At 66.8% G+C, this 12364-nt stretch carries 9 protein-coding genes; 5 read left to right on the top strand and 4 right to left on the bottom strand.

What is annotated here, in order from left to right:
• The first annotated feature begins 298 nt into the window (after positions 1-298).
• From C6A77_RS10430 to C6A77_RS10420, 3 genes are all read left to right on the top strand, one after another.
• On the top strand, positions 299-1282 hold the full coding sequence (locus C6A77_RS10430) for an SCO family protein (RefSeq protein ID WP_114169397.1): 984 nt from the start codon (positions 299-301) through the stop codon (positions 1280-1282).
• Positions 1283-1363: 81 nt separating this feature from the next.
• The gene (locus C6A77_RS10425) at positions 1364-3691 is read left to right on the top strand and encodes an EAL domain-containing protein (protein ID WP_114169396.1); all 2328 of its coding nucleotides are present in this window, start codon (positions 1364-1366) and stop codon (positions 3689-3691) included.
• A 15-nt stretch (positions 3692-3706) separates the two neighbouring features.
• Positions 3707-4687: a site-specific integrase gene (locus C6A77_RS10420; protein ID WP_114169395.1), complete on the top strand. Its 981-nt coding sequence runs from the start codon at positions 3707-3709 to the stop codon at positions 4685-4687.
• A gap of 22 nt (positions 4688-4709) precedes the next feature.
• Here the strand turns inward: C6A77_RS10420 and C6A77_RS10415 are convergent, their stop codons facing one another.
• Positions 4710-5849: a glycerate kinase gene (locus C6A77_RS10415; protein WP_114169394.1), complete on the bottom strand. Its 1140-nt coding sequence runs from the start codon at positions 5847-5849 to the stop codon at positions 4710-4712.
• A 109-nt stretch (positions 5850-5958) separates the two neighbouring features.
• Positions 5959-7056, bottom strand: coding sequence for a sugar diacid recognition domain-containing protein (locus C6A77_RS10410; RefSeq protein ID WP_114169393.1), 1098 nt, complete (start codon positions 7054-7056; stop codon positions 5959-5961).
• 163 nt (positions 7057-7219) lie between these two features.
• Between C6A77_RS10410 and C6A77_RS10405 the strand changes: the two genes are divergently transcribed.
• Positions 7220-8548: an MFS transporter gene (locus C6A77_RS10405; RefSeq protein ID WP_114169392.1), complete on the top strand. Its 1329-nt coding sequence runs from the start codon at positions 7220-7222 to the stop codon at positions 8546-8548.
• A gap of 180 nt (positions 8549-8728) precedes the next feature.
• Positions 8729-10249, top strand: a complete 1521-nt coding sequence (locus C6A77_RS10400) for an apoptosis inducing factor family protein (RefSeq protein ID WP_114169391.1) — start codon at positions 8729-8731, stop codon at positions 10247-10249.
• A 48-nt stretch (positions 10250-10297) separates the two neighbouring features.
• On the opposite strand, the gene C6A77_RS10395 is transcribed toward C6A77_RS10400, so the two are convergent.
• The gene (locus tag C6A77_RS10395; protein WP_114169390.1) at positions 10298-11368 is read right to left on the bottom strand and encodes a metal-dependent hydrolase; all 1071 of its coding nucleotides are present in this window, start codon (positions 11366-11368) and stop codon (positions 10298-10300) included.
• An 83-nt stretch (positions 11369-11451) separates the two neighbouring features.
• Entirely contained in the window at positions 11452-12183 is a 732-nt protein-coding gene (locus tag C6A77_RS10390; RefSeq protein ID WP_114169389.1) for a hypothetical protein, read from the bottom strand.
• Positions 12184-12364 lie beyond the last annotated feature (181 nt).

Genomic DNA, 12364 nt, shown 5'->3' with positions numbered 1-12364 from the left:
TCGCCGGCAAGTCGGCTCCCACAGGGGCTGTGCATGGCTTGAGGGCGCTGCGGTCGGTTTGAGGTAAAGCGGGCCGCCCTGCGGCCCATCGCCGGCAAGCCAGCTCCCACGGGGGCTGCGCATGGCTTGAGGGCGCTGCGGTCGGTTTGAGATAAAGCGGGCCGCCCTGCGGCCCATCGCCGGCAAGTCGGCTCCCACAGGGGCTGTGCATGGCTTGAGGGCGCTGCGGTCGGTTTGAGGTAAAGCGGGCCGCGGCGGCCCCAGCCCCCCCAGCCCCGTTATCGAGGAGGACCGCACCATGTCCGGTTCATGGCGTTTGCTGCTGGTGCTTGCGCTGTTCGCTGCCAGTGTCCCGTACTGGCCGCTGCAGCCGCAACAGCCGGTAGCCGAGCAAGACACAAGCCCCTGGGGCGCCAACTATTTCCCCAATGTCCCGCTGCTCACCCAGGACGGGGAAAAAGTGCATTTCTTCACCGACCTGATCAGCAACAAGGTGGTCGCCATCAACTTCATCTTCACCGGTTGCTCCGACTCCTGCCCGGTGGAAACCGCCCGCCTGCGCCAGGTGCAGAAAATCCTCGGTGACCGGGTCGGCAAGGACATCTTCCTCTATTCCATCAGCATCGACCCCTACAACGACACCCCCGCCACGCTCAAGCGCTATGCCGAAAAATTCGCCATCGGCCCGGGCTGGACGCTGCTCACCGGCGAAGCCGCCGATATCGAACAATTGCGCCGCAGCCTGGGTCTGTACATCGAAGGCCTGGAAAATGGCCGCTCCCGCGATCACAACCTGAGCCTGATCATCGGCAACCAGGCCACCGGCCGCTGGATGAAGGTCTCGCCCTTCGAAAACCCGTACATCCTCGCCGACCGCCTGGGCAACAGCCTGCACAACTGGAAGCAGGCCAGCGCCATGACCCACGACTATGCCCAGGCGCCCGCAGTGCGCACGCCCAGCAGTGGCGAGCAGCTGTTCCGCACCCGCTGCTCGTCCTGCCACACCCTGGGCAACGCCGAGCCGGGGCAACGTGCTATCGGCCCCGACCTGCTGGGGGTGACCCGCCAACGCGAGGCCAGCTGGCTGGCCCGCTGGCTGAAGGAACCCGACCGCATGCTGGCCGACCAAGACCCCCTGGCCATGCTGTTGTATGAGCAGTACAACCGCCTGGCGATGCCCAACCTGCGCTTGGGCGACACCGACATCCGCGCGCTGATCGACTACATGGAGGAAGAAACCGCGCGCCTGCAGACGCCGCTGGCAGCCAAGGGAAATCAATAAAGGCAATGAGCCATCAGTCATCAGGCTGTCATCTTGTTGTCGTATTTTTCGACCATTACCCAGGGCCGGGAACTATCAGCAGTGATTCGCCGTTCGCTTTCCTCCGCCAACCTGCTGCGGCTGCTGATTCTGATGCTCTGTGCCGCCACCTTGGCCTTTCTCTGGGGCCTGCACCTTTCGCAGAGGGCCGCCGCCCGCGAGCACGCCTTGTCGGCCAAGGCCGCCGAGCACCTGAACCTGGCCAGCATCGTTGGCGCAAGCCTGCGCCAGCTGGTCGACCGCGCCCAAGCCGTGGGCCGGGTCACCCAGGGCGACCTCAAGGTGCTGCACCCAGGCAACCTCAACCTGGCGCGAATACTTGCCGAAGACCCGGTGGTCAAGCGCATGAGCCTGTACGACCGGCACGGCCAGCTGTTGTCGGCCAGCCATGCCGACGCGCCCGCTGAACTGGCTGAAGACTGGTTGCGCCAACTGCAGCGGCACGTTGCCCGCTACGGCTTCAGCCCGTTCCTGCCCAGCGAGCCCGCTAGCCGAACGGCCACCGTGGCCAGCGGCGGGCTGCCCTTCCTGCTGCCGCTGACCCACCTGCCCGGCCGTGAAATCGACAAGGTGTTGGTGGTGCAACTGGACATCGGCTACCTGGCGGTGCTGCTCCAGCACATCGACCTCGGCAGCAGTGGTTCGCTGCGCCTGCTGCAAGACGACGGCCTGGAGCGCCTGCGCATCGACCGCCGCGGCCTGGTGCTGGCCGGCGAGCCGCTGCTGCCCGGGCTGGCAGACCGCTACCAAGAAGCGGGGATGCTGACCCAGTACCTGGCCGGCGCCGCGTACCAGAGCCTGTACCGGCGCGTGCCCGAGCGTGGTTTCACTGTGGTGGTCAGCCAGCGGCAGGAGGAAATCCTCGCGCCTTCGACCCAGGCCTATGCGCGGCAGTTCTGGCTGAACCTGGGCATGACACTGATGATCCTTGCCAGCTTGCTGTGGACCTTGCGCCTGTTACATAAGCGCCAGGAGGCCTTCAGCGCGCTGGAACATGCCCAACAGGTCAACCAGCAGCTGATCGGCCGCCTCGAGGACGAACACCGGCGCAGCAGCCATGCCGCCGCCACCGATCACCTCAGCGGCCTGCACAACCGCCGCCAGTTCGTCGAGGTGGCTGGGCAGGCGCTGACCCGGCAACGCGGCAAGCGCCGGCTGATGGCGATCCTGTTCATCGACATGGACCGTTTCAAGTCGATCAACGACTCGCTCGGGCACAAGGTCGGCGACCTGCTGCTGCAAGCCGTGGCCGGGCGCATCCAGCGCCTGCTGGAGCCCGGCGACGAGGCTTCGCGCTTTGGCGGTGACGAATTCGTGGTGCTGCTGGCGGGCGAACGCAGCGAGGAACAGATCAACGCCTGGGTGCGCATGATGGTCGAGAAGCTGTCGGCCACCTACGCCCTCGATGGCCAGGAGGTCAACACCAGCCCCAGCGTGGGCGTGAGCATCTGCCCGCGCGACGGCCAGGACATCGACAGCCTGATCCGCAGTGCCGATGCCGCGATGTACTCGGCCAAACAGGCCGGGCGCGCCCAGTACCGCTTCTTCGACCCGTCGCTGAACCTGGCCGACATCCAGGCCTTCACCCTCGAGCAGGCCTTCGGCAGCGCCCTGGCCGAGCGCCAGTTCGTGCTGCACTACCAGCCGCAGATTCGCCTCGACACCCAGCAGGTGCTGGGCTACGAAGCGCTGGTACGCTGGGACCACCCGGAATTCGGCCTGCTCTACCCGGACCGGTTCATCGACCTGGCCGAGCGCAGCGGTTTCATTGTCGAGCTGGGCTGGGAAGTGCTGCGTCTGGCCTGTGAAGCCTTGTCCAGCTGGGACGCCCAGGGCCGCGAGACACGCCTGGCGGTCAATGTCTCGGCGCTGCAGCTTCGCCAGGCGGGCTTCGCCGCGCGGCTGCTGAGCAAACTGCAACGGCACCGGATTGCCCCGCAGCGGCTGGAGCTGGAGATCACCGAAACCACCATTCTCGACCCTGAAGGCACGGCAGTGGCGCACCTGCATACCCTGCGCGCTGCCGGTCTCGGTATCAGCCTGGACGATTTCGGCCGCGGCTATGCCGGCTTCGCCCACCTGCACTCATTGCCGCTGAGCAAGCTGAAGATCGACCGTTCGCTGATCGCGCCGCTGTCCAACAGCCATGACGACAGCCCGATCGTCTCTTCCACCATCATCCTGGCCAAGCGCCTGGGCCTGGAAGTGGTGGCCGAGGGCGTGGAAACCCGCGAACAGGTGGTGTGCCTGAAGCTGGCCGGCTGCGACATCGCCCAGGGCTACCATTTCAGCCGGCCGCTGTCGCCAGCGCAGCTGCGTGACTACCCGCCGTTCAATGGCATCGAGGACAAGGCATGCTGCAGCGCCTGAGGGTTTCGGGTTATCGTGTGCGCACTGCCTACCGACACCCGCACCATGACCGACATCGAGCGCTACCTGCGCGCCGCCACGCGTGACAACACCCGGCGCAGCTACCAGGCCGCCATCGCCCATTTCGAAAGCCACTGGGGCGGTTTTCTGCCGGCCACGGCCGAGAGCATCGCCCGCTACCTGGCCGATCACGCCGACCAGCATGCGGTCAGCACCCTGCGCCAGCGCCTGGCCGCGCTCAGCCAATGGCACATCGCCCAAGGCTTCCCCGACCCGACCAAGGCGCCGCTGGTGCGCCAGGTACTGCGCGGCATCCGCACCCTGCACCCGGCACCGCCGAAACAGGCCGCGCCGCTGTTGCTGCAGCACCTGCAAAGCGCAGTGGCGTGTTTCGAAGAAGAAGCCCGCCAGGCCCGCGAACAGCATGACCTGGCCGCCCTGCGCCGGGCGCGCCGTGACGCTGCCTTGCTGTTGCTGGGCTTCTGGCGCGGCTTTCGCGGTGACGAACTGGCCCGCCTGCGGGTCGAGCACATCCAGGCCGAGGCCGGTGTCGGCATCAGCTTGTTCCTGCCGCGCAGCAAGGGCGACCGCCAGGCCCTGGGCGTGCAACACCGCACCCCGGCGCTCAAGGCGCTGTGCCCGGTCACGGCCTACCTGCAATGGCTGGAAGTCGCCGGCATCGCCCACGGCCCGGTGTTTCGCAAGCTCGACCGCTGGGGCAACCTCGGCGACGCTGCGCTCAACAGCAACAGCCTGGTCGGCCTGCTGCGGCGCATGCTGGAGCGCGCCGGGGTGCCGGCGGCGCTGTATACCGGGCATTCCCTGCGCCGCGGCTTCGCCACCTGGGCCACGGCCAATGGCTGGGAACTGAAGGCGCTGATGAGCTACGTGGGCTGGAAGGACGCCAAATCGGCGTTGCGCTACATCGACGCGGCGCAACGCTTCGGCGAATTGGCCGTGCTGCCGGCCAGCCAGGCCCGGCAGTTGCTCCCCTAGGTCGCCGCCAACCGGGCTTCGCTCACCGTTGCAGCGCACAGCGCCACAAGCGGCCAATGTCACACGCCCGCGCCTGCAGCAGCTCTGCGGCGCGGGTACAGGCCTGTTCCAGGCTGATCGGCCCGTCCGCCAGGGCAAAGGCGGCATCGACACCGTGGGCATACAACTGCTGGTAGCCCTCGCCCAAGGTCCCGGCCAGTACCAGCACCGGTACCCCTTGGCGCTTGGCCACCCGGGCGACGCCCATCGGCGTCTTGCCGCGCAAGGTCTGGGCATCGAAGCGCCCTTCGCCGGTAATCACCAGGTCGGCGCCCTGGACCAGCGCCTCGAGGCCGGCCAGTTCCGCCACCACATCCACCCCGGGGCGGAACTGCGCGCCCATGAACGCCCGCGCCGCGAAGCCCATGCCGCCGGCGGCGCCGCAACCTGGGTAATCGCGCACATCCTCGCCGAGTAACTGCGCGCAGTGGTCGGCGAAATGCCCCAGGGCCTGATCCAGGGCCTGCACCTGCTGCGCAGTGGCGCCCTTCTGCGGGCCGAAGATGGCCGACGCGCCGTTGGCCCCGCACAGCGGGTTGTCGACGTCCGCGGCGACCTCGAACTGCACCTCGGCCAGGCGCGGATCGAGGTCGCTGGCGTCAATGCTGGCCAGTTTGCCCAAGGCCAGGCCACCCTCCTCCAGCGCCTGCCCGTCAGCGTCCAGCAGGCGCAGGCCCAGGGCCCGCAACATACCGCTGCCAGCGTCGTTGGTGGCGCTGCCGCCAATCGCCAGCACCACCCGTTGCGCGCCAGCGGCCAGCGCCGCGGCAATCAGTTCGCCGGTGCCCCAGGTGCTGCTGCGGCAGGCATCGCGCGAGCCGGTCGGCAGCAGTTGCAAGCCACTGGCCTGGGCCATTTCGATGACCGCCGTGCGGCTTTGCGGCAACCAGCCCCAGCCGGCCTCGACGCTTTGCCCCAGCGGCCCGCGCACGGTCTGCCGGCGCAGTTCACCGTGGCTGGCGGCGAGAATGGCCTGCATGGTGCCTTCGCCACCGTCGGCCATCGGGCACTCGACCAGCTCGGCCTCCGGCCAGGCCTGGCCCAGGCCTGCCGCAATGGCGCGGGCGACGCCGGCGGCGTCGAGGCTGTCCTTGAACGAGTCGGGGGCAATGACGATCTTCATGGGGTTTCTCCTGTCCTGATGAGCGGCATGCTGACAGGTGGCTGGCAAGCTGGCCTCGGTCAAATGCACAAAACGCCGGACGGGTTGTTTGGGCAGATGCCTTTCGCCTTCAGTCGACCGGCAGCAACTGCAACCCCAGGTACAAGCTGAGCATCCCTTCCATGCGCAACGGGTCTACCTCGCCCAGCTCGGCAATCCGCTCCAGGCGGTAGCGCAGGCTGTTGCGGTGGATGCCCAGGGCGTCGGCACAGGCCTGGCTCTGGCCGTCATGGGCACACCAGGCGCGCAGCGTCGGCAGCAACTGGCCGCTGCTGTCTTTGGCGCGAATGCGCTGCAACGGCTCGAGCAATTCATCCAGCGCATCGTCGTTGCGGTGCCGCCACAACAACGCCGGTAACCGGTAGCGCTGCAGGCTGAGCAGGCGCTCGGCCGGCAGCACCTCGCGCCCATAGGCCAGCAAGTCGCGCACCCGGCGGTAGCCGCGGCGCAGCTGTTCGAGGCTTTGCGCGGCAGTGCCCAGGGCCAGCCGCTCGACCACCCAGCCATGGCGTTGCAGGCGTTCCAAAAGACGCGCCTCGTCCAGCATCACGCCAGCCGGGCGGCACCACAGCAACGACTGGCGGGCCGGGCTGACGCACCAGCTGTCCGGGTAGCGGCTCATCAACCATGCCGCCAGCGTCTCGGCGGGTGAGCCCGGGGCCAGTTCGAACAGGCAAGGTGCCCGTGACAGCTGCGGTTTCAGGCCCAGCTGGCGGGCTTCGTCGAGCAAGCGCGGGGAGTCGCCGCTGCCGCCCAGCAGCAGGGCCAGCAAGTCGTCGCAGCGCTGTCGGCGCCATTGCTGGTCGGCCTGCAAATGGCGCTGGGCCAGGAGCATTTCGGCGGTCATGCGCACCAGCTCGCCATAGGTGCGCACCTGCTGCGGATCGCCGGTCAGGCCGAGCACGCCCATCAGCCGGCCATCGAGCATCAGCGGCAGGTTCACCCCGGGTTGCACACCCTTCAGGCATCTGGCCGCGTCGCTGTCCAGCTCGACGATGCGGCCGTTGGCCAGGACCAGCTGCGCGCCCTCATGGCGGGTATTGATGCGCTCCGGTTCGCCGCTGCCGAGGATCAGCCCCTGGCTGTCCATGACATTGACGTTGCACGGCAGAATGGCCATCGCCCGGTCAACGATATCCTGTGCCAGGTCATGGTCGAGTTCGAACATTCAACGGTCCTTTGGTGGTCAGGCTTTTGGGCCCGGGCACAGCAGCCTGGCCCAGGCACTGTGCAAAAGCACAAAGACAGGCACGCCGCAGTCCCCGAGACTCGTCAGGGCGAGCGCCGGAACAGGCGACGCGGCGACAACCATAACAACAGAGAACCCGATCATGGCACACAGCCCCGCCCCTGACCAAGGCACGGACACCACCCGCAACGCGCTGTACCGGCGCATCACCCTGCGGCTGATTCCGTTCATCTTCATCTGCTACCTGTTCAACTACCTGGACCGCGTCAACGTCGGCTTTGCCAAGCTGCAGATGCTCGACGCCCTGCAATTCAGCGAAACCGTGTACGGCCTCGGCGCCGGCATCTTCTTCATCGGCTACGTGCTCTGCGGCCTGCCAAGCAACCTGGCGCTCAACCGCTTTGGCCCACGGCGCTGGATCGCCCTGATGATGATCGCCTGGGGCAGCCTGTCCACCTGCTTGCTGTTCGTCACCACGCCCACCGAGTTCTACACCCTGCGCCTGCTGACCGGTGCCGCCGAAGCCGGCTTCTTCCCCGGTGTGGTGTTGTACCTTTCGCGCTGGTTCCCGGCGGCCCGGCGCGGGCGCATCATGGCCCTGTTCATGTCGGCCATCCCGGTATCGGGCCTGCTCGGCGGGCCGTTCTCGGGCTGGATCCTCGAGCACTTTGCCGCCGGCCAGCATGGCCTGGCCGGCTGGCAGTGGATGTTCCTGATCCAGGGCCTGCCGACCGTCGCCCTTGGCGTGCTGGCGATCTTCCTGCTCAGCGATGGCTACCAGAAGGCCGCCTGGCTGAGCCCGGCTCAGCGCGAGATGATTGCCGCCGACCTGCAGGCCGACGCTGCCGGCAAGCCGAACACCAGCGGTGACAGCGTGCTGGCGGTGCTGAGCAACCCGCTGATCTGGACCTTCGGCTTCGTCTACTTCTGCATCCAGAGCGGCGTGTACGCGATCAACTTCTGGCTGCCGTCGATCATCAAGAACATGGGCTTCGACAACCCGCTGCTGATCGGCTGGCTCAGCGCCATTCCGTACCTGCTGGCCGGGGTGTTCATGATTCTCTGCGGGCGCTCGGCCGACCTGCGCAACGAACGCCGCTGGCACCTTGTGCTGCCGATGCTGATGGGCGCTGTCGGCCTGCTGATCGCGGTGAACTTCGCCGCGCACCCGGCCATCGCCATCCTCGGCCTGTCGATCGCCACCATGGGCGCGCTCACCGGCCTGCCGATGTTCTGGCCGATGCCTACCGCGCTGCTTAGCGCCGGTGCCGCTGTGGCCGGCCTGGCGATCATCAACTCGGTGGGCCAGATGGCCGGTTTCCTCAGCCCGTATCTGGTCGGTTTCATCAAGGACCAGACCGGCTCGACCGATGCTGCCTTGTATTCGCTGGCGGCACTGATCGTGCTGGGTAGCCTGGTGGCCTTGCGGGTAACCCGGGCTGGTGCGCTGAGTACTGCACGGGCCAGTTGATCCCGTTCGCGGGCACGCCCGCTCCCACAGCTTGTGACGAACCTGTGGGAGCGGGCATGCCCGCGAAGAGGCCCGCCCAGGCCACACAAAAACGCCTAGCCTGCACCGATTGTCAGCTCAACGCATCCCCTCCCCAGCCCAGGCGTCAAATGGTTCCAAAGGCCCCTTTGGAGACCCCCCATGACCCAGCACGCCGTGGCCCGCCTGGCCCAGCTCGACGAACACCGCCCCCTGCGCGTCCAGGCCGGCAACGAAGAACTGATCCTCATCCGCCAGGGCGACCAGGTGCACGCCTACCAAGGCAACTGCCCGCATGCCGGTGCCCCGCTCGATGAAGGCGTGGTCTGCGGCGGCCTACTGGTGTGCCCCTGGCACAAGGCCGCTTTTGCCGTTGATGATGGCGTGGTCTGCGAACCACCGGCACTGGCCGACCTGCGCCGCTACAAGGCCTGGGTCGCAGGCGATGAAGTCTGGGTCGATGACCAGCCGCTGCCGGCAATCGAGCCACCCAGGCACAGCGATGCCCGCTGTTTCGTCGTGGTCGGCGCGGGTGCAGCGGGCAGCGCCGCGGTCAGCACCCTGCTGAACCATGGCTTCGCTGGCCGGCTGCTGTGGATCGACCAGGAACGTCAGCCCGCCTACGACCGTACCGCGCTGAGCAAATTCGTCATCGCCGGGCAGATGCCGCCCGATGAAGTGCCGGCATTGCTCGAAGCAGACGCGTTGCGCAAGGGCCAGCTGGAGCGCCGACACGGCAAGGTGCGCACGCTGAACAGCCAGAAACGCCAGATCACCCTGGCCGACGGCCAGCTGATCGCCTACGACGCCTGCCTGCTGGCCACCGGCGGCAAGCCGCTGCGGCCTGATATCCCGGGCATTGACCTGCCCGGGGTGTTCACCCTGCGGTCCCGCGAGGATGCCGCCCAGTTGCTGGACGCGGCCGAGCCCGGGCAGCCGGCGGTGATCGTCGGCGACGGCTTCATTGGCCTGGAAGCCGCCTCGGCCTTGCGCAAGTACGGCGTGCAGGTGCACCTGGTCAGCCGCCACCCCGTGCCGCTGGTGCGGCAGCTGGGCGAGCGCATCGGCCGCAGCCTGCGCGAACTGCACGAACGCAAAGGGGTAGTCTTCCATGGCCCCACCGAGGTCGAGCGCATCGAGGGCCAAGGCAAGGTCGAAGCGCTGCTGCTGGCCAACGGTGAACGGTTGCAGACGCCACTGGTGCTGCTGGGCACCGGGGTCAGGCCGGCGACCGGCTTCCTTCAGGGCGTGCGGCTGAACGACGACAAGTCGCTGCAGGTCGATGCCGAAATGCGCGCGGCCGATGGCCTGTGGGCCGCGGGCGATATCGCCAGCTTCCCGCTGACCGGGCGCACGGTGCGTATCGAACACTGGCGCCTGGCCCAGCAACACGGGGTGATCGCTGCCGCCAACATGCTCGGCGAACAGCGCCGCTATGCCGATGTGCCGTTCTTCTGGACCTACCAGCATGGCCGCACCTACGAAGTACTGGGCCACGCCCGGGACTGGAACCGTATCGAGTTCGTCGGTGAGCCGGAAACAGGCGACTTCATCGCCCTGCAATGCGTGGATGACCGGGTCGAGGCGGTGATTGCCAAGGGCTACTCCGATGCCATGGCGACGCTGTCGCAACGGCTGAAGCGCCCGTTGAGCCTGCAAGAGGCCCTGGCACTGATCGGCTGAGGGAACAACGCGCGATCAGGCCAAGGCTCTGATAACCAACACGTGCAACTACTGCAGCCCGGTGCTGGTCCCCAGATAGCGTTCGGTCCAGGCAGCCAGCGGCAACGGTGGCTGCTGGGTGATGATCCGGCGCCAGATCAGCGCCAGGTCGTCGGCATTGAACATCGCCCCGGGCCCGGCGCCCTTCCACATCGACGGCACCTCGGCAATCCAGTGCCCTTGCTGGTCACGGCGGGCCATGTTGAAGCGAAACGTGTAGTTCCCCGGGATGCCCATGCGCAGGTCGCTGACCACCAGCGCATCGCCGACCTGGTCGTAGCGCAGCCAGTCATCGGTGAACCAGCGCAGGCGTTGGTGCAGCGGGTCGTTCGCCAGTGCTTGCGCCAGGGTCAGGTTGCGCGGCAAGCGCTGCATTTCTGGCGGTTGCCGGTCGAAGCTGCTGCTGATGCCTTCGTAGTAATCGCCATCCGGGGTCTTGGCCAGGACCCTCCAGATCAGGCTGTTGAAGGCGATCGGCACGGCACGTACCTCGCTGGCGACGATCCCCTGCTGGTCCAGCGCCGCCTGGAAACGCTGCTCGGCAGCCATGCGCCCGGCCAGGCCGAAACCCAGGTAGGCAGCACCGAACAGCAACGCCAGGGTCAACGACCGCGTTGCCTGGCCGGTCAGGCCTTTGAGCGCCGCGTAAATGACCGCCGCCAACAGCGGCACGGTGTAGATCGGGTCGATGATGAACACCGCCGCCCAGCTTTGCGGGGTGGTGTGCAACGGCCAGAGCAGTTGGGTACCGTAGACCGTGAAGGCATCGAGCAACGGGTGAGTGACCAGCACCAGCCAGAACGCCAGAAACAGCCTCGGCACGTTGTAGCCTTTGCCCGGCCAGCACTTGTTGACCAGCCACGCCAGTACCAGGGCCAGCCCGGTGAGCACGAACAGGGAATGGGAAAAGCCACGGTGGTAGGTCATCTGCGACACCGGGTCGGCGTAGCGGATGATCACGTCAAGGTCGGGCAGCGTGCCCAGCGCTGCGCCATACAGCAGCGCGCGACGGCCCTGGATACGGCCGAGCACGGTGCCTTGCAGGGCGGCGCCGAGAACGGCTTGGGTGATGGAGTCCAAGGGTGGCATTCCTGAAGGTCGGTTTTCTGGAAGCTACCTTCATCTGCACCTGCAGTGCAATTTCCTTGTAAGGCCAGCCACCCTCACTGCACCGGCAGGAAATTCATCAACAGCAGGCTCTGCGCATAATTCAGCCCGATCCGCCGATAGCGCTCGTCCAGCAACTCCGCCAGCAAATCCAGCCGCGCCACGACCTTGCCGAATTCCACGGCAAAGCTGAGGTTGCTGCCCTCTTCCGAGATCTCGTTGGAAAACAGCAGCAGCACGCCATTGGCATCCTGCCGCTGGCTGAGCATCCAGGTGGCTTTCTCGATGTTGCGCGCGGCGTTGTTGACGAACAGCGGGTCGATGGTATCGGTCATGTAGAACTCGGTACGCCCGCCGTGCGCGGTAATCAGCATGCTGCCGATGGCGTAGATGAAGGCCCCGACCCGGTCTCCGCGAAACTCCGGGCTCAGGGCATAGCTCAAGGCGGCGAGGTCGCGACGGTTGCCCAGTTGCGGCAGCGGCTGGCGTTGTTCGATGGCGATACGGATCTGCCGCTCGGCGGTGGCCGCGTCCACGTAGCCGGACAGCTTCCACTGGTTGGGGTTACGCAGGTACAGCTTGTTCATCAGCAGGTACAGGCTTTGCAGGTTGTCGCGCATGGACAGCGTGGCCAGGCGATCGACGCTGGTCTGGAACAGCTCGTCGGGTTTACCGTTGCTGAACTGCTCGAGCATGTCGCGGCCCTGCTCCTGGGTGCAGGCGCACAGGCATGTGAGGGCGCCGGCCAGCAGCAGGCGGGGGAGGAAATTCGGGTAGCTCGCAACCATCGGCACCGGGTCGATATTCGGTGGCTGCCTTGGGGATCAGAGCAGCCTGGTCAAGCATAGAGGCCGGAAAATCGAAAAAGTGCGGTGGTTGACGGTTGTGTGGACCTGTGGCGGCCTCTTCGCGGGCTTGCCCGCTCCCACAAGGACCGCACAGTATCTGAAACCTGTGCTGCTCCTGTGG

The organism is Pseudomonas sp. AFG_SD02_1510_Pfu_092, assembly GCF_003331055.1.
GTDB lineage: Bacteria > Pseudomonadota > Gammaproteobacteria > Pseudomonadales > Pseudomonadaceae > Aquipseudomonas.
The sequence above is the reverse complement of the archived record's forward strand: the minus strand, read 5'-3'. Positions and strand labels throughout refer to the sequence as shown.

What these genes read in the sequence shown, in the direction of transcription:
- C6A77_RS10430 (WP_114169397.1), top strand. Translation starts at nt 299, where the DNA reads ATGTCCGGTTCATGGCGTTTGCTGCTGGTGCTTGCGCTGTTCGCTGCC.
- C6A77_RS10415 (WP_114169394.1), bottom strand. Translation starts at nt 5,849, where the DNA reads ATGAAGATCGTCATTGCCCCCGACTCGTTCAAGGACAGCCTCGACGCC.
- C6A77_RS10410 (WP_114169393.1), bottom strand. Translation starts at nt 7,056, where the DNA reads ATGTTCGAACTCGACCATGACCTGGCACAGGATATCGTTGACCGGGCG.
- C6A77_RS10405 (WP_114169392.1), top strand. Translation starts at nt 7,220, where the DNA reads ATGGCACACAGCCCCGCCCCTGACCAAGGCACGGACACCACCCGCAAC.
- C6A77_RS10400 (WP_114169391.1), top strand. Translation starts at nt 8,729, where the DNA reads ATGACCCAGCACGCCGTGGCCCGCCTGGCCCAGCTCGACGAACACCGC.
- C6A77_RS10390 (WP_114169389.1), bottom strand. Translation starts at nt 12,183, where the DNA reads ATGGTTGCGAGCTACCCGAATTTCCTCCCCCGCCTGCTGCTGGCCGGC.